This window comes from Halorhabdus amylolytica (genome assembly GCF_004944975.1).
Lineage (GTDB): Archaea > Halobacteriota > Halobacteria > Halobacteriales > Haloarculaceae > Halorhabdus > Halorhabdus amylolytica.
Window position 1 is genome coordinate 1 of the sequence record NZ_SPQG01000019.1, and the last position, 21,495, is coordinate 21,495.

The window sequence follows — 21,495 nt, forward strand, 5'->3', positions numbered from 1 at the left end:
ATCTCCCTAGTTCTGACGGTCGAAGCCGCCGCTGTTTAGCGATTCACCAGAGCCTACGAGTGGAAAAATATCCCGTAAAACACCATTCAGAGATATGAAAATGAATATGTACGTCCACAGTGAAAGCCAGCAAGTAGCTATGAATACTGGCGACTGTACCTGATTCCAGTCATCATGGGAAATCGATCTTACAGGCGTGATACGGTTTCGCTCGAAAAGGATCGTGAGCAATACCTCTCAAAGGGTTCTGTGATGAGTTTCCCTACCGAACAATGACACCAGATCTGGAGCATATTCTCGGTACAGACAATCGAAGATTCGCGTTGCCGAAGAGTCCGTTTGCCAGTGTATCGCTTGGGATAACAGCCCTACGCGGCCTAGGTGCCGCAGGATATATAATCGGACTCCTTTTGTTTTCGTTTTGGGTACCGGGTGATTCAGCCGAGTTAGTGATTGGCTCAGTTTCGATTGACTGGACGGTAGTACTCGGTGGCGGCGTTTTGCTCTGTATCATTGCCACCATACTACAGATGGGGATACTCGCACTTTCGAATCGCCCCTCTCAACCAGCCCCAACATTGACACTGATCGTATTCGAACTCTCATCGGTTGTTGCTGCAATAAAGAAACTCCCACTTGATACACTTGATACGAACCTAATTGAACCGGCTGTCATCGTTTCAACTCTACTCACCATTCCAGTTGGAATTATCTACGTGGGATGGTTCTGGGAACAACTCAACGTCATCGGAAAGCGACTTGGAAGTTCGTCTTCGGGTCGCAATGGATTACCACACATCATCTCCGTTTTGCCATTTGTTGGACTTTCTTACTATTTTCCGCGGATAGGATTCGGTGTATTCTGTGGCATGTTTTTTGGAAACTTGTGTGTCCGTGGATATCGGGACCTCATTGTACCGTTGACGCTACGGCGAAGCGAGCCCGACAAAGAAGGAGCCGAAATATCCCCAACTGAGTATTTTGCAGCAGAACTGAGCAAAGGACTAGGATCAGCGTCTGCTTCTCTTTTCGTGGTCTGGGTATATACTGCAGCTATCTTTTATGATTCGAGGGGAGCAAGTAAAACAGTTGCAGAACATGCCGGTATTGAGACGATCGTCGGATACGATCCAGTACTGTTTCTACTTGGACTCGGTGGTATCATCGTATTTCTATTCATCGGCTGGATCAGACTGGGTTCTGGTAATCACTAGACAGCGTCAGTTCCGATCGTCAGAATTATGAGTTGATGCGGGAACCGCCGATGCCTCTGTCGAAGATCTCTCCGCTTCACAAGCAAAGCGGTCTAGTTAGCAAAATGCCGTCGGTACGGGTCGCCGAATCTATCCAGCTACGTAGAGTTGTATAAATATAGTACGTAGAGTCGTTAGCTATCGAAGACGATCTCCGCTACACCGGCACCATCGAGTGGGTACCCGACGATTATAGCGCCGTGATTGCCAAGATGTTCACTTGTAATGGCGAGCCGTGATTCGCTACTACCAGCGAAGCCACCAGAATATGTGAGGATTGGATCGGATTGCCAATCTGAGCCTTCTGCGATATCGAGCAACGTCGATTTGACCTCCGAGTCGCTCATTCCGGTGGATGTATCCAGGTCATCGCGAGCCGAAATGTCGGCACCGACAGTACCCTTGAGATAGTCCCACCTATCTTTTGTGATGAATACAAATTTGTCTGTCATTTTCCGCCCATGTGACGATATCGTTCTCACCTCCTCAATCTCATCTGTGGAGACTTGTGCGTCAATTTCTTTAATGAATTGGGTATATTCGCGGGCAGAGAGGCCGATGCCTTTTAGTTTAAGTTTTTTAACGTTGACTGCAGCCTTGACAATTCCTCGAACCTGCGCGTCCGACATATGATCGAAGACCCCCGCTTTGCTGAGCACTTCAATAACTCCTACACCGAATTCATCGCCGTATTTTCCGGTATACTTGGCAACACCGTTAGATAATTTCGACGTATCTCCAATTACTGGAACGACACCGGCCGCCGAGAACGCAGCGTCTACTGGTTTCCCTCTAGCAATATTCCCAACGACATCACGAATGTCTCCAATCGGATGGGCGGTACTCAATGTCTTTCCGAGAAGATAATATGGGCCCTCTATCTTCGGCTTACCCAGGGCAGCCTCAGGACTGCTCGTATCACCAAGGACGGCACCTTTCATAATCGCCGTCGCTTTGTCCGTCGATGATACTTCCAGCACACGGGTCTCTTGCAGTGGCTCGTAATCGGAGGCATCGGCCAGTCCGTCGCCGTCAGTATCAGGAGACAGGGGGTTCGTCCCGGCCATTCGCTCGTCGAGGTCACTCAGTCCGTCACCGTCGCTGTCGACGGTCGTCGGATCGCTCTGCATCCGGAAGTACTGCTTGTCTTCGCTGTTCGGGTGGTTCGTGAAGCCATCAACGCCGAGTTCTTGCCCGTCTGTCAACCCGTCGTCGTCCGTGTCCGGATCGTACGGGTCCGTCTTAATTCGTTCATCCCAGCCGACGGGGATTCCGCGCTTTTCGAGGTAGTCCGGGAGACCGTCCCCGTCGCTGTCCGTGGCGTTTCGGACGCTGATGCTGGTTTCGACAGTGTCGATCTGCAGGGTCGTCGTGTCCATCGACCCGAGAGCGCATTTCCGACCGGAGTCGAAGAACGGCCGGACACGATTGACGAACACGAATCCGAAGGTTCCGTTGACGTCACCACGAACCGTCGTTGCTCCGCGTTCGTCCTCGTAGTGTCGTGGCGGAAGCGCGCGGTCACCGTATCCACCGTCGACGACTTCGTAGGGAGTCTGCTGTCCGTCCTCCACGAGATGGAACAGTGTCTGGTGGACGCCATTACCATCTCCCTCCTGGCGGTTATACGTGAATCTGACAGTGACGGTGCCGTTGAACTGTCCGATACCCTTGCCGGCCGACGTCGCGTAACAGCCATACGATTGCAGCTCGAGGTTACTGTTGCTCGCCCGGACGTGACCGTTGTCGTGGATCGGGTCGATAAAGTATCCACCCGGGTCCCGATTTACTTCTCGCGTCGTCCAGTCACTGAGGTTACCGTCCGTGAAGTCGTCAGTGTACACCGGGAGTTGCCATGTGTCACTAGTATCGTCGAGGGGTTCGGCAGTTGGCTGGCTCGTTTGCGCGTCCCAGGTGTGACTGTCCAGTACCGCGTACGTCGAGAAGTGTGAAACATCCGCGGTGACGACGTTCCGACCCGGATGAACCGTCGAATCGACTGCGACGAACGTCTGGTATGTCTTGTTGTATCTATATATGGACAATTCTGATTCGGAGCTGTCAATCTCCGATTCGGTATAATCCAGTTCGATCGTCGCCTCGTCGAAGTCCTTCTGGGTATCGAACTCGACGACATCCGAGACAGCGACATCCGAGACTGCACTGGCTTCGAACGGTATTTCAGTCGTCTCTTCGATCGTGGCCGAATTGGCGACAATACCTTTTCCGGAGAGGGTCACCTTGGCTCCGACACTTTCGTTTTTCGTTTCGATCTGTAGCGTCTCGTTGCCATCAATTGTGCCGTCTCCATCGGAATCAGAGTCCAGGGGATCGGTTCCGGCTGTGACTTCCGCACTGTCCGTGAGTCCATCGCCGTCGGAGTCGGCTTCGGTCGGGTCTGTTCCGAGTTCGACTTCTCGACCGTCGGTCAATCCGTCCCCGTCGGTATCTGTGTCCATCGGGTCCGTTCTGAATTCCTGTTCTTCGAGGTTCGTTAGTCCGTCTTCGTCCGGATCACCCTTCGAATCATTGATACCATCTCCGTCGGAATCCACTTTAGTCGGATCAGTGAACGCGTACACTAACTCGAAGGTATCGTTTAGTCCGTCGCCGTCAGTGTCCGGTTCGAGGGGATCAGTCCCGATCTCGAACTCACGTGCGGTCGGAATCCCGTCACCGTCGAAATCTTCTGCCCCATCTTTGATCCCGTTATCCCCTTTGTCAGATACCGTCTCGTTAGAATCGCTATCAGGATCGGTCGGATCCGTTCCGGTGACCGATAACTCGTAGGTCGTGTATTTCCTGTCCATCCCGTTGCTCGCTGTTGGTAATTCGCGAAAGTTTCGCGCCAGGACGAACTCTAAAAGGTTAATGTGGTGGGGGAATTCCCTCCGTGCATGAAGGTACTGGTCACGGACCCGATCGACGATGCGGGCCTGGCGCGACTGCGTAGCGCCGGTCTCGACGTCGTCGAGGACGTGGATATCGACACCGAAGGCGTCTTGGAGATCGTCGAGGACGTCGACGCAATGCTCATCCGCGGGACGGAGATCACCCGCGAGGTTTTCGAGAACGCACCCAACCTCAAGGTCGTCTCGCGGGCGGGGATCGGCGTCGACAACATCGACATCCCGGCGGCGACCGACCACGGCGTCATCGTCGCCAACGCACCCCGCGGAAACGTCTATGCGGCAGCCGAACACACGATCGGCCTTGCCTTTAACGCCGCCAAACGTATCCCGCAGGGCCACATGCAAGTCCAGGACGGCGGCTGGAACGGCGAGTCCTTCGAGGGGCTGGAACTCGGCGGGATGACCGCCGGGATCGTCGGCCTGGGCCGGCTGGGCCAGGAGGTCGCCTGGCGGCTGGACAACCTCGGGATGGACTTACTCGCCTACGATCCCTATCTCGGGGAGGCCCGCGCCCGCCAGATGGGCATCGAGCTAGTCGAACTCGACGAACTGCTCGAACGCGTCGATCTCCTCTCCGTGCAGGCCCGCCTGACCGACGAGACGCGCGGGCTGATCGGCCCCGAGGAGATCGAGCGCTTCAATGGGGATCTCGTCGTGTTGAGTTCCAGGGGCGGTATTATCGACGAGCAGGCACTCGCGAATGCCGTCGCAAGCGGCGACATCGAGGCTGCGGGCGTCGATGTCTTCTCGACGGAACCACCGGCCGAGGACAACCCCTTACTGGCCGTCGACGACATCATCGTCACACCCCACCTGGGCGCGAAAACCTACAACGCGCAGGTCAACGTCGCCGTTACCGCCGCCAACAGCATCATCGCGGGGCTCGAGGGCGAGGAAGTCCAGAACGCGCTGAACATTCCCTCGACGGACGCGAGTTCGGACCCGCGGACGCGCGGGTTCGTCGACGTCGCCGAAACCGCGAGCAAACTCGCGCTTCGACTGTTCGACGGTCGCGTCCAGTCCATCGAGATTGAGTACGCCGGCGACCTGGCCGACGAGGAGGTCGACCTGATCACAGCGGCCGTGTTCAACCCCTTCGGCTGGCAGGATGTCGTCGTCGACGCGCCGACCCGGATCGCCGAGCGCCGGGGTATCCAGGTCGTCGAGAGCCGTCGTCGCGAGACCGAGGACTACCAGAACCTCGTCTCGATCACTGTCAGCGACGGCGAGGAGGAACTGACGGTCAGTGGGACGCTCTTCGGTGACAACGAGCCCCGGATCGTCGAGATCGACGGCTTCCGGGTCGACGCGGTCCCCTACGGGACGATGCTCGTCTCCTACAACAACGACGAGCCGGGCGTGATCGGCTCGCTCGGTTCGATCCTCGGCGAACACGATGTCAACATCGCCGGCATGGCCAACGCCCGCCAGGCGATCGACGGCGAGGCCATGTCCGTCTACAATCTCGACGATACAGTCCGCGACGAGGTCGTCGCGGCCATGGAGGCCGACGACCGCGTCACCGGCGTCGAAGTCATCGAACTGCACTGATCAGACCGGCCGTTCGTTTCTCCCGTCCGCCGTCTTTTGGATATGTCTGATCCGCTCGGGGATCGGCGGATGATCGTAGTGAAACGTGGCGTACAGTGGATGCGGAAACGGGTTCGAGAGGTTTTCGCCCGTCAGATCCGTCAGCGCATCGATCATCGCGTCGGCGTCGGCCACCTCGACCGCGAAAGCATCGGCTTCTCGTTCGTGAGCCAGCGACAGCCGGTTGGTCAGCGGCGCGGACAGTCGTGCGACCGGCTCCAGTAACAGCACAGCCAGCCCCAGGCCGGCATACATGGGCTGGCCCGCAACCGCGAACATGTCGTACAGCCAGGTCGCTTCGACCAGCAGCGACGCCCCGAACAGCACAACGCCGACCTGGATTGCTCCGGCGGCGAGTTGCTTCCAGGTATGTCCGTGCTGATAATGAGCGAGTTCGTGGGCCAGTACCGCCTGGATCGACGGGATCGACAGTTGATCGATCAGCGTGTCGAACAGGACCACGCGTTTGGTCCGGCCAAAGCCGACGAAGTAGGCGTTTGAGTGGCTCGACCGACGGCTGGCGTCCATCTCGTACAGCTGTGAGCAGGTGAAGCCGGCGCGGTCGAAGACATCCGTTACGGCATCCTCGAGATTGCCGCCCTCGATCGGCTCGAAGTCGTTGAACAGTGGCGCGATCACGCGCGGATAGAGCACCTGCATCACCAAGGCGAAGCCGACGAACAGCAGCCAGGCGCCGACCCACCAGAGGCCGCCGATCGCGCCCATCGCCGCGAACAGTGCGGCGGCGAACACGCCGCCGAGGACGACCATCACAGCCAGCGAAACGACGAGATCACGGAACCACAGCCCCAGCGTCTGCTGGTTGAATCCGAACTGCTCCTCGACGACGAACGTCTCGACGATGTCGAAGGGGAGACTGATCGCCTGGAGGGCGAGGAGGGCCCCGAGAACGAAGACGGTCCCGCGGACGACCAGCGGCCAGCCGGTCGCCTCGATGGCGGCGACGATGTCCGCGTAGACGCCCGAATAGAGGACCAACAGGACGATCGCGAGCGAGATCCACGTCTGTAGTTGCGAGAGTCCTGTCCCGAGACGGTTGTAATCGATCAGTTCGCGGGGATCGTCGACGCCGACCCGCTCCCGGAGCCACCCCTCCTCCTCGGCGACGGTCCGCTCGGCGTGCCGGAGGTTCATCGTCGCAAGCGCCGTGAAAAACGCTTCCGTCCCGACCAGCACCACGACGAAGAGGACGTGATAGACGAGCATATCCGCGCTTGGACGCGGACGAGCAAAAGAGGAGGGACATCGAGGATGGACGGGTCAGCGATCACAGCAGGAGACCCCTTCAAACGATGGGGGTTGCGAGAGGTTTAGGCCGGTCGACACCCAACCGACGGCCGTGAAACGGTCGCGACTGTTGTCCGGGCTTGCCGGCTCCTTCGCCGCGATGACGGCCACATTAGCCGTTGCAGGGGTGCTGTACAACCCCGCGATCCTCGCCCCGGCAGCGTTGTTCGGCGTCGTGACCTACTTCCTGTGGATGCACGCCAGCGGCCGGCTGGCCGCCCGGATCTACCGTCGCGTCGAACAGCGGGCCGCGGCCAACGGCGGCCGATCGACGGGCCGGGATCCGGACGGATCGGACCGACGAGGTCGGGCACGCCGCAGACGGGCGGAACGCATCCGAGGACGCCGAGCACGGCGTGAGCGAACCCGACGGACTAACGGCGGTCCACGGTCCCGCCCGGAAGATGTTTCGATGGCCCGGAAAGAGGCTCGCGAAGTGCTCGGCGTGGGCCCGGACACCGACCAGGAGCGGATCAAGGAAGTGTACCGCGAGCGCGTCAAGGATGTCCACCCGGACTCCGAGGACGGCGACCGGGAGGCGTTCAAGCGCGTACAAGACGCCTACGAGACCCTCCGGGAGTGACTCCCTTCGAAGCGCAACCGGCAAGCCGGCGGGGATCGGACGCTCCGACATGACTGAGAAAGCGGTTCCTCCGCTGGTGACCGATATCGACGGCACGCTGACGGACGACGACATGATCCTCGATCCTCGCGTGGGTGAGGCACTCCGTGAGTGGGCCGCGCCGGTCATCCTCGCGACAGGAAAAGTCCTCCCGTTTCCGATCGCGCTGTGTAACTACCTCGGACTGGATCGTCACGTCATCGCCGAGAACGGCGGTCTCTCCTTCGTCGAGACGGCCGAGGGGATCGAACGCCACGGCGACCGCGAGGCCGCCCAGGCCGTCGCCGACGAGTACGTCGCGGCGGGCTACGACCTCGGGTGGGGGCCGGCTGACCTGGTCAACCGCTGGCGCGAGACCGAGGTCGCACTGGCCCACGACGTTCCGATCGAGCCACTGCGGGAGATCGCACGCGAACACGGCCTGGAAGTCGTCGACACGACCTACGCCTACCACGTCAAGTCTCCCGACATGAGCAAGGGGCGGGCCCTGGAATCGGTCGCGGAGTCGCTGGAATACGAACCCGCCGACTTCCTGGCCGTCGGCGACTCCGCGAACGACGTCTCGACCTTCGAGCGGGCCGGCACGGCCATCGCCGTCGCCAACGCCGACGCTGCGGCGATCGAAGCGGCCGACCACGTCACTGACCGTTCCTTCGCCGACGGCTTCCTCGAGGCGCTCGATCGCGTCGAAGCCGGACAGTTCTGATCCGGCGGATCGGAACTCGCAGCGACGAGAGTGAGTCGGGACCGTTATGCCGGCGTGTCCCGACACCCCCGGACGTGATGAACGCACACGATCGATTGATCGACAGTGGCGTCGTCGCTGTGCTCCGGAACATCGACGCCGACGCGATGCTCGACACCGTCGAGGCGCTACGGGCCGGCGGTGTGACGGCCTTCGAGGTGACGGTCGACGCCACGAACGCGACCGACCTCGTCTCTGAGGTGACCGCGGAGTTCGCTGACGACGAGGAAGCCGTCGTCGGTGCCGGGTCGGTGCTGGACGCCCCGGCCGCCCGATCGGCGATCGAGGCGGGTGCCGAGTTCGTCGTCGGGCCGACGCTCGCACCCGACGTGATCGAGACGGCCAACCGCTACGGTGTCCTCGTCGCACCGGGTGTGATGACCCCGACCGAGGCCATCCGGGCGGCCGAGGCCGGGTCCGATCTGATCAAGGTGTTCCCCGCTGCGACGGTGGGACCGGACCACCTGAGCGCGATCCAGGCCCCCCTGGGCGACCTGCCGCTGATGCCGACTGGCGGGATCGGACCGGACAACGTTGATGCCTTCTTCGACGCTGGCGCGACCGTTGTGGGCGCCGGCAGTGCACTCATCGACTACGATGCCATCGAGCGCGGCGACTTCGACGCCGTCGAGGACCACGCCGCCGAGTTCGTCACGGCCGTCGAGGACGCCCAAGACTGAGTTGACGAACGCGATCCCTAGGCGGGATCGAACGCCGACAGACTCACTCCGTTCGTCTGTCGAACTCGACGAGGCTATGCCTCGTCGAACGATTCAAATCAGAGATTTGCCGGTTCGATCCCTAGGCGGGATCGAACGCCGACAGACTCGCTTCGCTCGTCTGTCGAACTCGACGAGGCTATGCCTCGTCGAACACCGTCTCGCCGTCGACCTTGTACTTCTCGACGGCGTCGAGATCGAGCGTCAGACCAAGGCCTGGCTTCTCGGGGATTGCCATCGAACCGTCCTCGATGAGACCGTCCTCCTCGACCAGGTCTTCCCACCAACCGAGTTCGTAGGAGTGGTACTCGACGGCGAGGGCGTTCGGGATCGCCGCGCCGACCTGTGCGGAGGCCATCGTTGCGATCGGCGAGCCGACGTTGTGCATCGCAACGGGGATGTAGTAGAGATCGGCCAGGTCGGCGATCTTCCGGGTCTCGCGCATGCCGCCGACTCGCGGCACGTCGGGCGCGATGATGTCGACGGCCTGCTCTTCGAGCAGGCGGCGCTGGCCGTGCTTGCGATAGACGTTCTCACCGACGGCGATCGGCGTCGTCGTCGACTGCGTGACCTCACGCTGAACGTCGTGATTCTCCGGTGGGACCGGGTCTTCGAGCCACCAGACGTCGTCGTCCTCGATCTCTTCGGCGAGTCGCTTTGCGCTGCCACCGGTGTATGTCCAGTGGCAGTCGAAAGCGACCTCGGCGGCGTCGCCGACACGCTCGGTCGTGGCACGGACGATCTCGGCCTTGTGCTCGATCTCGGGTTGGCTGAGGTGGCGGTTGGCCGAGTCCTTCTCGTGGCCGCTGGGGACGTCGAGATCGAACTTGATCGCGTCGTAACCTAACTCCTCGACGACGCGCTCGGCCTCGTCCGCGCAGGCCTGCGGGTCAGCCTCGTCCTCGGTGTGAAGGTCACAGTAAACCCGCACGTCGTCGCGGTACTTCCCGCCGAGGAGTTGATAGGCGGGTACGTCCATGATCTTCCCGGCGAGGTCGTGCAGCGCGATCTCGACACCCGAAATGGCGTGGAGCCACACGCCGGCGATCGAGCCTTCGCCGGAGGTCTTCTGGACCATGTGTTCGTACAGGCGGTCGATGTCAAGCGGGTTCTCGCCGACGATGAAGGGTTTCAGTCGCTCGACGAGTTCGGGGACGCCTGCTCCCCAGTAGGCCTCGCCCGTCCCGACGACGCCCGCGTCGGTGTAGATCCGGACGAGTGTCCAGGGGTAGTTTCCGTCGACCATCGTCGTCTGGATGTCGGTGATCTCGACGTCCCGCGTGCCGCGATCAGCTATCACGCCCATCGTCTCGGCGGAGAGGTCACGCATCGTGTACTCCGCGTTCGGATCGCTAAGCTGGGTGTAATCTACTGGCACGCCCGGGAAGTCGGCGTTCGAGTGGTTAATCCTTTCCCAGGAAGCTCGTCTTGAATCAGCGTGATATCTCGTCGACGTCACCCGCGACGATCGACTCGACGGCCTCCGGTCGCACGACGGCGAGGTCGCCCTCGATCGTCCGCTTGAGCGCCGCCGTCGCGGCCCCCCACGCCAACGCGGTCGACAGATCCGTCCCGTCGAGCCAGGAAGCCAGGAACCCGCCGACGAAAGCGTCGCCAGTTCCGATCGCGTCAGTGGTCTCTGTCTCGATCACCGGCTGGCTCACGGCCTGGTCGCCGTCGAAGGCCAGTGCACCCTCCTCACCGCGGGTCATGACGACGAGGTCGGCGTCGTAGGCGTCCCGTAATCCCTCGACGACCGCCTCGTCGTTCCCGTCGAAGTCCAGAACCGTCGCAGCGTCTCGCCGGGCGACGAAGAGGATATCGACCAGCGGGAGGAGGTCCGAAAGCGTCGCCGCGGCCGTCTCGGTGTCCCAGAGGTTCGATCGGTAGTTGACGTCGAAGACCGTCGTAATCCCGTTGTCATCCGCGGTGGTGAGGACCCGCTCTGTCGTCTCCGCGAGCGTTTCCGAGAGCGCCGGCGTAATCCCCGTGACGTGCAGGGTGTCGGTATGTTCGATCGGTTCCGTAGGCAGTTCCTCGTATGTGGCGGTCGTGATCGCGGAGTCAGCCCGGTCGTAGAAGACGCTCGAACCCCGCGGTTGTCCGCCGCGTTCGAGGTAATACGTACCCACGCGGCCGTCGTCGTCCCAGGCGACGGCCGTGTCGACGCCGTGGGTGTGGTACGTCGAGGTCACCTTCTCGCCCAGCGGCGTCCGGGGGAGTTTCGATACCCAGGTGGCGTCGATCCCGAGGCGCTGGGCCGCGACTGCGACGTTACCCTCGGCGCCGCCGACGTAGACGTCGAAGGCATCGGTTGCCTCGATCGGTTCCTCAACCGGTGTCGACAGTCGCAGGAGCGATTCGCCGAACGTAGTGAGGCGAGGTCGTGTCACGTTCGCCGGTGTGCCTGGCGGGTGCATAAATCGGCGGGATCCTCGCCACTGGATCTACTCGTGAGTGGTATGTCCGAAACGGTTGCGAACCCGATAGCCACGCGCTTCGTGGATTATTTCCCGACAGCCGCGTAGTATTCACCTACGAGCATCCACCATGCAACGCTACGACACGAAACTCGAAGACGGTGCCTTCTTCGTCGAGTGGGACGAGGAGTGGCTCGAGATCGGAGAGATGGCGGCGCTCAGGGACCTCTTCGGCGGAGATACCTACGAGATCGAGTACGATCAGACCCAGTCGAAGGCGCCCTGGCTGGAGAACGCCCTCGAAGATCAGACGCTCTCCTTCGACGTGACCGAGACGCTCGTCGACATGGACTTCGACGCAGAGTTCGTCGCGGACGTCGCCCAAGAGCCCATCGAAGAGACTGGCCCGCGTGGCTACCCCGTCCGAACGGAAGTCTTCGCCGAGAAGATGATCGAGATCTGGGATGCGCAGGGCCGCCAGGACGACGAGGTGTGAGACAGGCTCACCAGGAAGACGACGATACGGGATAAGCGAAGGGGGCAAGCGGTCGGGAACGCCCCCTTTTCATGGATGGCTCGTCTTCGCCCTCAGATCGCGTCGGGGTCGATCGCGGCGGCGTCGGCGGGCGTATCGACGCCGTCGGCTAGTGTCCACGTTTCGGTGTGAGTTGCGCCCTCCCCGGGCTTGACGGTTCGGAGCGGACCCAGTGACTCGACTTCCATCACGTTCTGATTCGTGTAGACCTCTGCCGCGCTGCCCCCGTCCGGATACGTCGCCGACGGGTCGAACGCGTAGTCCTTCCGGAAGACGTGGCCGTCGTTGAAATAGGCGAGCCACCCGTCCGCCCCCGATGTACCGAGTTTCATCGCCTCGCGGTCGGTTTCCTGGCTGACGTAGATGTACTCCTCGCCGAAGTCGATCCGGTCGTCGCCGGGCGTGGTGTAGGGCCACAACTGGATCGAGCGGTCTGGCAATAGCGATGTCTCGTCGGCCTGCGGGGTGAACGGGAGGACAGCCGTCCCGTCAAGCTTGAGAACGGAGATTCCCCAGGGCGCGAATTCAAGCGGCCAGGCGCGTCGGTTCGTGAGTTCGTGTTCGACCTCGACTGACGCCCCGGTTCCCATCCGTACCGTGATCGTCTTCTGGACGCCGGCACCGGGATCCTCCGGGCCGACGAGACGAACGCCATCGACCAGCACCTCGGCATCGACCGGATCCGTGTCGGGCTCGTAGGTCCTGTCGCTGTCCTCCGGGGCGTGCCAGAGCCGATGCCCACCGATCAGTGGCCACTCCTCGCGCCCCTCTTCGAAGATCCGGAACTCGTTGGGGCCTCCATCAAACCCGAAGTGGACGATCCGCGGGCCGATCGACGTCGGCGCCAGCAGTTCGATCGTTCCGTTGGCGACGCGAATACTCTCGCCCCATCGCTCGTGGTCGACGCGTTCGACTGTGGGTTCACTCATGATTGTCCAGCGTGTACGGTCTCCTGTTGGGCGTATAATGGTTCTGATACGCTCGCGTCGACATGTCCGGCCGGCAATTCGGTGCCGGCGTATCCGACTGCCGGGATCGCGACCAGTGCCAGATCGGCGGTTCGCTCACAGGAGGTCCAGTTCTTTCAGGTCTTCTTTCAGTGCCGCCGTTTCCTCGTCGTCCAACCGCCGGAGCGGGCTCCGCAACGGTCCGGGTTCGATGTCCACGTCCCGAAGAGCGAGGGCCGTCTTGACAGCCGCCATGTACGGCCCGCGATCGAAGGCCGCGAGCACGTCCAGAACCTGCCGTTGGAGCTGCTGGGCTCGCTCCTCGTCGCCGTCGTCGAACGCCTCGTAGAGGTCGACGACCAGTTCCGGGAAGGCATTGGCTACGGAGCTGACCGTTCCCGAACAGCCGATCTCCAGGCCCGTATACAGCAGTGCGTTCGAGCCCGCCAGGTACGTCAGATCGGGGCTGTCGGCCATTGCCCGACCGAGCCAGGGAACGTCCTCGCTGGTATCCTTCAGCCCCGCGACGCCGTCGATGGCCGCGATCTCGCGCATCGTTTCGGCCCCCAGCGTGTTGCCGGTTCGCTGCGGGATGTGATAGGCGTAGATCGGCCGATCGACGGCCGCGGCAACCTGTCGGTAGTGTTCGACAGCACCCCGGTGATCGAGCGGGAAGTAATAGGGTGTGACGACGACGAGTCCGTCCGCGCCCGCTCGGGCCGCTCGCTCGGCGTGTTCGACTGTCTCTCGGGTTCCCGGTGCGCCGACACCGGCGATCACCGGTACCTCGTCGCCGACGGCGTCGACGACCGTCTCGACGATCCGCTCGCGTTCGTCGCCGGACAAGAGCGGAAACTCGCCGTTCGTACCGAGTGGGAAGACGGCGTGGACGCCTCGGTCGACAACGAACTCAGCCTGGGCGGCTGTCCCCTCGTAATCGACATTCTCGTTTCTGTCGAAGGCCGTAAGCGTCGGCGGGATGACCCCGTGGAGATCGAGTGGATCCACTTCTCCGGACGCTGGTGCGTGTTCGGGCATCGTTCTCCGGTATCGGAGGTCGGATATTAAGACCTGGGGTCAACTCCCACACCCTACTTCGTTCGGTCTGAGGACCTCGCTTGTTGAGGGTTCCGTTAGACCGGGTCTGAGGACGTGCAGTCTTTGCTCCCTTCCCTCCTCTGAAGGGGTTGGCTTTCGACTTGCTACCGCTGTAAGTCACCACTGGAGATTTCGCGTCGACTCATTCTCCGCCGATACAGGATCGGAAACGTCGAAACGCCGTTTAGCTTCGACATCCCGACGCTCGTGCTTCCGCATCGCGAATCTCTGTGCCGACGCCCTCTATCGGATGGAGAACTGACGTGTTGACACGAAAGGGGGGATGAGCAACACGCCGGAGGGTCGGCGGTTGGCCTGTGCCTCCGTCGTCCCCGGGTACCCGAGGACGCGATGAGATCCGACCGCGGCGCGGACCCGTCGTCCGTGCGGCGTCGGTGGACCGGTCAGGGGAACCAGTCCATCCGGATCAACGGGGGACACGTTTGTAAACCAGTAACCACAACTTCACACTCAGAAGTTCCTGAACCACCGCTTTCACTGAGATTAGAACAGATTTTGGACGTCCACGTCACGGAGAGCACAGAGGGAGTATCGGTGTCGGCCGCCGGCTTCATCTGATACCGGGCCGGATACCTCTCGTCGGGTGGAGGGCGCCCGATCACTTTGTAAGTCGTGCAGTGACCGAACCGACGGGTGGGCCAGTGGCTGCGCTATGATCAGTTGGGACGCCGCTCGGAGAAATGCGGCCGGCTTGAGGAGGGTCAGCCGCTACTCCTCGATCAGTTCGGCGTCGCTACTATCACATTCTGGACAGCCGAACCAGTGGGAATCGGTGTCCGACGACGACTGAAATTCTGTCCCACACTCGGCACAGCGGTAGGTGGGTCGGGGCTCTTTGAGACCGATCGTCTCCTTGATCGACTGGATGACGCTCATGTACGAGTGAAGACGCTCGATCCGGTTAAGAATCCGAGAGCGATTTCACCGGACCATAACGGGCCTCGCGATACCGGCCCGCCATCGACCCGAGAATCCGCGACGCGTGTCAACTTCGGCCATCCAGCACGAGAGCGGGGGGGAAATCCTACCACTGCCGACTACCCGCTTCACCGAGGGTATTTTCACGACGCACAAACGCGGGGTCAGCTCCCGGCTGTGCCGTCAGTGTTGCTGCAACGAGTAAAACAGCACCGCGAGTCCGGCCGCGACGAGGACGCCTTCGACCGTGTGAAGCGCGAGTAGTTCGCGCCCAGTGAGTTCGTAACTCCGCCGGTAACCGAGTTCGTAGATACCCTCGACGAGCGTCCCGAGCGTGAGGAGGGCGAACCCCCCCGAGGCGAGCCCGAACGATCGGCTCCCGGTACGCTGGTAGGCCCGTCCGCTCAGGAAGGCCATCGCCCCACCCAGCACGAGGACGAGCGCGTTCGACATGACGAACAGCCACAGTTCCGGTGGGTTAGCCATCTGTCTGTTCTCTCGTCGATATTCGCTGTTTCATGGTTCGTTTCCTCCGCGTTCGAGATCGCTCCAGAAGTCGCTGAACTTGTCGACGAGGTCCTCGCGGAGTTCGACGTTGACTGTGAACCCGCCGTCGGCCACCTCGAAACTGACCCGTTCAAGGGTCGTCTCGTAGACCTTGTAGTGGTTCCCCTCGCCGTCGATCCGCGTTTCTTCCCGAAGCATGTCGTATTCCTGGAGGACGTCGACGCGTCGGTAGACTGTCGGGAGGGACGCGTCAGTGTGTTCAGCGAGCTCGTCCGCCGAAAGGGGTCGTACGTCAGCGAGCGCGAGTATCTGGCGGACGTGTTCGTTCCCAAGGACTTCGAAGACGTTCTCGGGATCCCATTCGTTGCCCACGACGAATGGACTCATTGCCGGGTGAATGATAAACCCAGGCGATCTACTTCAACGGCTATCTGGAGAGCACGTTCTTCGACGAATCGATGACGCATATCACAATTACGTGTTGACACGAATCCAAGGAGGTGGTGTCCAAACTATTCTGTCGGACCGCGTTCTTGAAGGAGTTCAAGAGGATCATCCCAGCCAGTAGAGTTCGAAAGTGACATCCTCCGCGCCGTGAACTGAGAGGGAGCGTAGCTCCCTCAAGCAGTCGGGCGTAGCCCGACGACGGCGCGGCTTCCCACGCATGGGGCATACCAGCTAAGTGCGGCTATCGCTGGCAGAGGGTTCCGACCCGTGGAAGGCCGAGTGAGTCATTTGCGAATAGTCCGGTGCCGAGATTCCATCCCCACGAACCACGACCGGGTATGGGCGTAGTCGTGGCCGGTCTACATGATCGATGGCGGCTTTCTACGAGCCGTTTCGGTGATTACGGCGACCACCTCTCTTTGGCTCCGGGTTCCACACGACGGCGACGGGGGCCACACAGGTGTTGACTAAACTCCGAATTTTCGGAATTTTCTAATTCCGCTAATTCGCCTGTATTCTGTACTTTGAGGGCCGTAAGACTAGTTTTGGAAACCTTCCAAAATAGTCAACTTCTTGATGGGCCCGCTCGGGGAACTTCCAGAACGCTCTGGAGCGTCAGCGATGAATACTCCGGAGCGTACAGTGCTGAAAAGCCGCTTGAGATGTGTTGAAATAGTGACTGAACTTTTGAAGAATCATCATAGCAATGCAGATCAATCCCTATCTGGACCCACACCGGCCAAACAACGTCTTGACCAATACATTTGCTACGGTCTGATCAAGCTAGGTCTCTCCACTGATACCTAGACAACTCCAGAATTAGCAAACTGCTCCCCAAATACCTTTACTAACAGACGGAAAATGACAGTTCATTGCAAGACAGATTCGATCCTTCTGAACGAGCCCCTGGGATGTACCGGCCAGTGCGTTCTATTGTAATTCCTCATTCAAAACCGGCGTCAAATGTTCGTGGAATTCCGCCAGCCGGCCAACGGCCCACACTTTGAGATCCTCGTCTTCCAGAGCGTCGTCCAGTGGGCCCACCTCCCGTTTGACATAGAGTCGCGTGTACCCGCTACTGCCGTACCCCTCTGAATGGATCTCTCCGGAGATGTCCAGTGAACGGTCTTCGATTGCCGACTGCATTGTCTCAAGCATTTCCCCGTTCCGTGAGGACTCGTCAAACTGAAAGTTCATCACGACGTGGAGCTCCTTGTCGCCAGGATCCCCTTTGAAGTGCCACACGAATTCGACATCCGTGTGGCCGGCCGGAATCGTGAGCCAGCTGTCGCTACTGGCACTCCTGCTGGTGACGCCGGGGAGTTCTTCTTTAAAGCGTCCGAGCACTTCGGCGAAGAACCGTCGGTACTTCTTCTGTTTCGGCGATTCCTCCTGTTCTTTGATTTCCTGCGTCTCGTCGACACCGATGATCGTCGGGACGAACATCTCGGCATCGTTCTTCTCGTAGTAATCGAATTCAACGCAGTTGATCTTCAGATCGTGTTCGTCCCGCAGCCAGCGCGTCATTCGCCGGACGTCGTCGGTCATCGTGTACGCGACCAGCATGAGCTGGGGCGACTCCAGCCTCTCAGTGAACTCCCGCTCGAAGTCGTCGATGTCAAACTCCGAGTCTTCTTCGTGGTCGAACGCTCTGTAGAGTTCCTCCACCGACTCATAGTCGGTGAGGTCGAAAAATTCGTCTTGGTCCATCCGGGCCAGTGAGGACGCATAATCAAATAGTTGGGTCGCGGCTGATCGCGGCGACCGGTCGCGCTTGAACTCGATCGTGGTAAGCGTCCCACGTTTGTCACAAACAAGTAGATCTGGCTCCTTGCCGGTCGGTAACTGGAGCTTGCTCCCAAGAACGACGTTCTCCCGGGTCGTGAGCGTCCCCATCACTAGCCTCGGATCGCTGTGGATCACCTCGTGAAGGTCGTCCTCTAGATGTTCCTCGCTGTACTCCACCTCCTCGAGATACTCAATTTCGTCATCCTCGCGGCGAAAGCCGATCAATGACATTACCATAGATGCCAGGAGCCATCCAAAAGATCTTGCCCCGTCGACATAGCGGCCGGGCAAGGGTCGATTTGCATCGCTTCGGGCCATGACCTCACTCCGGCGGATGTACCTCGTGAATTCGGAGTGAGTACTGGTCCGGAAGGGCCTTGATGATGACCCGGATTTTCAAGATGCGTTCGTCTCTTGCCAGTGTCTCCATCGTTTTAACCTGCGACCGTTGGAATGACGCGTCGCCCGTCTTGATTTCACAATAGTACCGTTCCAATAGTTCGCCGTCCCACCCGTCTTTAGCCTTGATAACGCAGTCCGGCTTCCATCTTCCCATTCCGGATGAGATCTTAACCGAAGACGAACGACCGCGATTGACATCTACACTTAGACCCCACTCAAGATCGTTCTCGTCGATATCTAGGTCCTGCCGGACGAAGTAAATGAGTGCGTGTGGCTTCGGGGACTCCAATAGGATCGCCTCGCCAAGCGCACCATACAGGTTCGCTCCCACGTCGAACGTCCACGTGTCACCGTCGATATCAGCTGGTTCCTTGATGGACGGGTTGTGTTCGGCGAGTAGGTACGCATCGATGTCTGTTGGTTCGTTCTCTGGGGCGGCTTGGACTCTGAGTGGCCCATTGGAGGCTGACAACTGGCTTGCGTAGTCCTCCGCGTGCTCTCTCGATCCGAATTCAAGTGTGTCACCGTGGCCTCCGACAGCTTCCCGAAGTCGATCATTCACCTCCAGTGCCCCGGGTTTCACTTCGACTACGAATCCTGTCTCTACCCCCGGCTCAATAGATTCGGCAGTGTGATCAGCGTCAGGGGTTGCAGAAGTATCCGACTGCGCAACGACATTTCCGTCCTCGAATCGTAATTGATACTCGTCTGATTTGTCGTCTTCCATCTCGGTGCTCTCCAATATGATCTGTTCACGTCAGCTGAAGATACCTTCGAAGAGTCCGATATCAACGAGGTACTACGAGGGGGATCGATGGAGATTCCAGGAAGAGGACGAGTTATCGAACTACTGATTTTGGAAATGCAGATTTCTGAAATATATATTTCTTTATCGTCGTCGGCATACTGTGTGATATCGCATCCGCTCAATCCGAATGCAAATTTCACAGTGTTCCGGTTCAAACGATCGTCGGAACTCGTTTCGTTTGGGCGAGTCTCCGCTTTTCGCCACCAACCGCCTGATGATCTGTCATTCTGTTCGATGAAGTAGGTCCCTACAGGTCGATTTCGCGACTCCAACACTGTCCGCCAGGTCCTCTTGCGTGCTGTTTCGGAAGTCGTCCTAATAGCCGTTCTCCAGCGCTGCTTAGACGATAGTCTACTGGCGGTCGGTCAATAACTGATTTAAGTTCTTAAGTGACAACAGGTATCTAGTCCACGCAGAGATCTTGAGTATTTGTGGAGGTGTAATCTACCACCCCACTATTTTTATTTAGCACCGAAAACACCAATAACGGTCACCGTATTTGCAGGGATACAACTGATGGAACGAGATGATTTCGACGAGACGGCTCCCGGTGAAATCGTTCCTACGACTACACAGAAGGGAACGTACTCGGCGTTTCGGCCCGATCCGCTTCCGCCCGCAATCAGCACTGAGCAACTCATTACGCCGCTGGCGGAAGCGACGCAGGCACTTGGTCGACTCCATGGTATCGGTCCCCGTGTCGGATCGCGAGAGATACTCATCGAGCCATTCATCCGAAAGGAAGCACTGGAATCCTCGCAAATCGAAGGGACACATGCCACACTCTCTGACATCTACGCCTATGAGGCTGGACAAGAAGCGCTCATCCACGAAGACAGACGACAGGGGACACAGGAGGTTGTGAACTACCTGCACGCACTGACTCACGGATTAGATGCGATCACAGCGGGCGATCCGATCACTGTCGAGCTACTGTGCGAAATGCACGACAGATTGCTTTCAGGTGTCCGCGGAGATGCGGCCAATCCAGGCGAACTCCGCGCGACTCAGAACTTCATCGGCAGTACGCCCTACATCCAGGACGCCAGGTATGTTCCGCCACCACCGAACGAGATTCCCGACCTTCTAGCGGACTTGCTTGAGTACGCAAACCAAGATGTTGATCTCCATCCGCTCCTCCGGACCGGACTGATCCACTATCAGTTCGAGACCATTCATCCGTTTCTCGATGGGAATGGTCGTCTCGGGCGGCTGTTAATCAGTCTCCTTTTGCAACGAGACGGCCTCTTGCCCGAGCCGTATCTATACTTGAGTTCGTATTTCAATGCACGACGCTCGGACTACGTCGACCATCTCTTAGCAGTAAGCCAGCATGGCGAATGGGAGGAGTGGCTGCTGTTCTTCCTTCGTGGCGCCCAATCACAGGCAGACGAAGCTCACCAGCGGGCAAATCTATTGGTCGACCTCCGTGAGGACTATCAACAGCGCTACCAGAGTGAGCGGTCTGAGAACATCCTGGAGCTTGTCATGCGGCTGTTCGAAGATCCATACCTCGATGTGAACACGGCAGCCGAGTGGTTGGGGGTAGAATACAGTACGGCTAATCGGCTCGTTGGGCAGCTCGAGGACGACGGAATACTCGAAGAGCTCACCGGAAAAGAGCGAAATCGGTTCTATCGAGCAAGCGAGGTCTTCGAGATCATTAACAAGCCAATCGACCGACTCTGACACGATTGTCCGGGAAACGCGGCTTCTTTATGATCGGACTATGTGTCTGGTTTTGAGGAGGTCTGTTTCAGCGTGAGCAGCTCAGCATACACTCTTGCGCGCTTTGGGGGCTCAAATCTGTAGCTTTACGCTACACCGGAACTCCGCATTGTGACACCTCTGTCTCGACAAACCTTATTGCGACTTGTGTGCAATTCGCTATAAAAGATGGCTACGAGAAAAGCGAACTATGAGACACCTCTCGATACCGGCGGCGAGGCGTTCGAACTGCTCGGGAACGCCCGCAAAGCATGGATATACACCTATATCCGCCATCACCCGTCGACGACGATCCAGGACATTGTCGAAACGCTCGATCAACCACAACGAACGGTCTACGAATACGTCGACGACCTCGAAGCCGCGGGTTTCATCGAACAATCGAATGACGGGCGACCAGCGGAGTATACAGCTCACGAGATAGAGATTCAACTGGCAGAAGGCGATGCCGAACGACGAATCACGCCGGAGTTGGTTGAGGCGGTTGCCCGCCGAACGCGTGACGATGACATCGATACCTACATCGATCGCCACGGACTGGACGGACTCGCCGTCGCACTCGAATACACTCGTGAGTACGTCGACGGATCGATACCTCATCAGATCATGGCCCGCGAGCAAGAGATCTCACCCGTCGAAGCGGGCGTCGTTCTGGATGCACTCCGTCCGGTCGTCGAGGATGTCGTTCCCGAATTTGACTGACGCTACTCCTTGTGCCTTCTTCCTC

19 protein-coding genes are annotated in these 21,495 nt (G+C 59.5%); 8 read left to right on the forward strand and 11 right to left on the reverse strand.

All coding sequences use genetic code 11. The features are described 5' to 3' along the window. Window positions 1–272: 272 nt before the first annotated feature. Window positions 273–1,214: a hypothetical protein gene (locus E3374_RS15910; protein ID WP_136689942.1), complete on the forward strand. Its 942-nt coding sequence runs from the start codon at window positions 273–275 to the stop codon at window positions 1,212–1,214. Between the two features lie 173 nt (window positions 1,215–1,387). Here E3374_RS15910 and E3374_RS15915 read toward each other — a convergent pair whose 3' ends face one another. Then, window positions 1,388–4,063, reverse strand: a complete 2,676-nt coding sequence (locus tag E3374_RS15915) for a hypothetical protein (protein ID WP_136689943.1) — start codon at window positions 4,061–4,063, stop codon at window positions 1,388–1,390. Between the two features lie 87 nt (window positions 4,064–4,150). Here E3374_RS15915 and serA point away from each other — a divergent pair, with 87 nt between their 5' ends. Beyond that, window positions 4,151–5,716 (forward strand): phosphoglycerate dehydrogenase, encoded by a 1,566-nt coding sequence (gene serA, locus E3374_RS15920; RefSeq protein WP_136689944.1) that lies wholly within the window; start codon window positions 4,151–4,153, stop codon window positions 5,714–5,716. Here serA and E3374_RS15925 read toward each other — a convergent pair whose 3' ends face one another. Continuing rightward, the gene (locus E3374_RS15925) at window positions 5,717–6,982 is read right to left on the reverse strand and encodes a M48 family metallopeptidase (protein WP_136689945.1); all 1,266 of its coding nucleotides are present in this window, start codon (window positions 6,980–6,982) and stop codon (window positions 5,717–5,719) included. It abuts the gene before it with no gap. Window positions 6,983–7,115: 133 nt separating this feature from the next. Here E3374_RS15925 and E3374_RS15930 point away from each other — a divergent pair, with 133 nt between their 5' ends. From E3374_RS15930 to E3374_RS15940, 3 genes are all read left to right on the forward strand, one after another. Continuing rightward, window positions 7,116–7,646, forward strand: coding sequence for a J domain-containing protein (locus E3374_RS15930; protein WP_136689946.1), 531 nt, complete (start codon window positions 7,116–7,118; stop codon window positions 7,644–7,646). Window positions 7,647–7,695: 49 nt separating this feature from the next. Beyond that, complete coding sequence (locus tag E3374_RS15935) at window positions 7,696–8,391, forward strand: phosphoglycolate phosphatase (RefSeq protein ID WP_136689947.1); 696 nt, start codon at window positions 7,696–7,698, stop codon at window positions 8,389–8,391. A 77-nt stretch (window positions 8,392–8,468) separates the two neighbouring features. Further along, entirely contained in the window at window positions 8,469–9,110 is a 642-nt protein-coding gene (locus tag E3374_RS15940; RefSeq protein ID WP_136689948.1) for a bifunctional 4-hydroxy-2-oxoglutarate aldolase/2-dehydro-3-deoxy-phosphogluconate aldolase, read from the forward strand. Between the two features lie 178 nt (window positions 9,111–9,288). Here the strand turns inward: E3374_RS15940 and E3374_RS15945 are convergent, their stop codons facing one another. Then, window positions 9,289–10,527, reverse strand: a complete 1,239-nt coding sequence (locus tag E3374_RS15945; protein WP_136689949.1) for a mandelate racemase/muconate lactonizing enzyme family protein — start codon at window positions 10,525–10,527, stop codon at window positions 9,289–9,291. Between the two features lie 55 nt (window positions 10,528–10,582). After that, window positions 10,583–11,542 (reverse strand): bifunctional 2-dehydro-3-deoxygluconokinase/2-dehydro-3-deoxygalactonokinase, encoded by a 960-nt coding sequence (kdgK1, locus tag E3374_RS15950; protein ID WP_136689950.1) that lies wholly within the window; start codon window positions 11,540–11,542, stop codon window positions 10,583–10,585. Between the two features lie 157 nt (window positions 11,543–11,699). On the opposite strand from kdgK1, the gene E3374_RS15955 reads away from it, so the two are divergent. Continuing rightward, window positions 11,700–12,065 (forward strand): hypothetical protein, encoded by a 366-nt coding sequence (locus E3374_RS15955; RefSeq protein WP_136689951.1) that lies wholly within the window; start codon window positions 11,700–11,702, stop codon window positions 12,063–12,065. Between the two features lie 92 nt (window positions 12,066–12,157). Here the strand turns inward: E3374_RS15955 and E3374_RS15960 are convergent, their stop codons facing one another. From E3374_RS15960 to E3374_RS15985, 7 genes are all read right to left on the reverse strand, one after another. Further along, a complete protein-coding gene (locus E3374_RS15960; protein WP_136689952.1) occupies window positions 12,158–13,033 on the reverse strand; it encodes a hypothetical protein in 876 nt (291 codons plus the stop codon). A 135-nt stretch (window positions 13,034–13,168) separates the two neighbouring features. Further along, window positions 13,169–14,089 (reverse strand): dihydrodipicolinate synthase family protein, encoded by a 921-nt coding sequence (locus tag E3374_RS15965; RefSeq protein WP_136689953.1) that lies wholly within the window; start codon window positions 14,087–14,089, stop codon window positions 13,169–13,171. A gap of 789 nt (window positions 14,090–14,878) precedes the next feature. After that, on the reverse strand, window positions 14,879–15,046 hold the full coding sequence (locus E3374_RS17285; RefSeq protein ID WP_169051884.1) for a hypothetical protein: 168 nt from the start codon (window positions 15,044–15,046) through the stop codon (window positions 14,879–14,881). A 225-nt stretch (window positions 15,047–15,271) separates the two neighbouring features. Further along, window positions 15,272–15,574: a DUF7521 family protein gene (locus E3374_RS15970; RefSeq protein WP_136689954.1), complete on the reverse strand. Its 303-nt coding sequence runs from the start codon at window positions 15,572–15,574 to the stop codon at window positions 15,272–15,274. Between the two features lie 30 nt (window positions 15,575–15,604). Further along, window positions 15,605–15,982, reverse strand: a complete 378-nt coding sequence (locus tag E3374_RS15975) for an ArsR/SmtB family transcription factor (protein WP_136689955.1) — start codon at window positions 15,980–15,982, stop codon at window positions 15,605–15,607. Between the two features lie 990 nt (window positions 15,983–16,972). Then, complete coding sequence (locus tag E3374_RS15980; RefSeq protein ID WP_136689956.1) at window positions 16,973–18,061, reverse strand: DUF4268 domain-containing protein; 1,089 nt, start codon at window positions 18,059–18,061, stop codon at window positions 16,973–16,975. A 91-nt stretch (window positions 18,062–18,152) separates the two neighbouring features. Continuing rightward, complete coding sequence (locus tag E3374_RS15985; RefSeq protein WP_136689957.1) at window positions 18,153–18,959, reverse strand: hypothetical protein; 807 nt, start codon at window positions 18,957–18,959, stop codon at window positions 18,153–18,155. A gap of 597 nt (window positions 18,960–19,556) precedes the next feature. Between E3374_RS15985 and E3374_RS15990 the strand changes: the two genes are divergently transcribed. Together E3374_RS15990 and E3374_RS15995 are read left to right on the forward strand one after the other, a co-directional pair. Next, window positions 19,557–20,729 carry a Fic family protein gene (locus E3374_RS15990; RefSeq protein ID WP_136689958.1) on the forward strand — a complete coding sequence of 391 codons (1,173 nt, stop codon included), beginning with the start codon at window positions 19,557–19,559 and terminating at the stop codon, window positions 20,727–20,729. A gap of 207 nt (window positions 20,730–20,936) precedes the next feature. Beyond that, entirely contained in the window at window positions 20,937–21,470 is a 534-nt protein-coding gene (locus tag E3374_RS15995; RefSeq protein ID WP_136689959.1) for a winged helix-turn-helix domain-containing protein, read from the forward strand. The last annotated feature ends 25 nt before the right edge of the window (window positions 21,471–21,495 follow it).

Excerpts from the sequence above, each read along its gene's own strand:
- E3374_RS15910 (WP_136689942.1), top strand. The coding sequence starts at position 273 with ATGACACCAGATCTGGAGCATATTCTCGGTACAGACAATCGAAGATTC.
- E3374_RS15915 (WP_136689943.1), bottom strand. The coding sequence starts at position 4,063 with ATGGACAGGAAATACACGACCTACGAGTTATCGGTCACCGGAACGGAT.
- serA (WP_136689944.1), top strand. The coding sequence starts at position 4,151 with ATGAAGGTACTGGTCACGGACCCGATCGACGATGCGGGCCTGGCGCGA.
- E3374_RS15925 (WP_136689945.1), bottom strand. The coding sequence starts at position 6,982 with ATGCTCGTCTATCACGTCCTCTTCGTCGTGGTGCTGGTCGGGACGGAA.
- E3374_RS15935 (WP_136689947.1), top strand. The coding sequence starts at position 7,696 with ATGACTGAGAAAGCGGTTCCTCCGCTGGTGACCGATATCGACGGCACG.
- E3374_RS15940 (WP_136689948.1), top strand. The coding sequence starts at position 8,469 with ATGAACGCACACGATCGATTGATCGACAGTGGCGTCGTCGCTGTGCTC.
- E3374_RS15955 (WP_136689951.1), top strand. The coding sequence starts at position 11,700 with ATGCAACGCTACGACACGAAACTCGAAGACGGTGCCTTCTTCGTCGAG.
- E3374_RS15960 (WP_136689952.1), bottom strand. The coding sequence starts at position 13,033 with ATGAGTGAACCCACAGTCGAACGCGTCGACCACGAGCGATGGGGCGAG.
- E3374_RS15965 (WP_136689953.1), bottom strand. The coding sequence starts at position 14,089 with ATGCCCGAACACGCACCAGCGTCCGGAGAAGTGGATCCACTCGATCTC.
- E3374_RS17285 (WP_169051884.1), bottom strand. The coding sequence starts at position 15,046 with ATGAGCGTCATCCAGTCGATCAAGGAGACGATCGGTCTCAAAGAGCCC.
- E3374_RS15970 (WP_136689954.1), bottom strand. The coding sequence starts at position 15,574 with ATGGCTAACCCACCGGAACTGTGGCTGTTCGTCATGTCGAACGCGCTC.
- E3374_RS15975 (WP_136689955.1), bottom strand. The coding sequence starts at position 15,982 with ATGAGTCCATTCGTCGTGGGCAACGAATGGGATCCCGAGAACGTCTTC.
- E3374_RS15980 (WP_136689956.1), bottom strand. The coding sequence starts at position 18,061 with ATGTCATTGATCGGCTTTCGCCGCGAGGATGACGAAATTGAGTATCTC.
- E3374_RS15985 (WP_136689957.1), bottom strand. The coding sequence starts at position 18,959 with ATGGAAGACGACAAATCAGACGAGTATCAATTACGATTCGAGGACGGA.
- E3374_RS15990 (WP_136689958.1), top strand. The coding sequence starts at position 19,557 with ATGGAACGAGATGATTTCGACGAGACGGCTCCCGGTGAAATCGTTCCT.
- E3374_RS15995 (WP_136689959.1), top strand. The coding sequence starts at position 20,937 with ATGGCTACGAGAAAAGCGAACTATGAGACACCTCTCGATACCGGCGGC.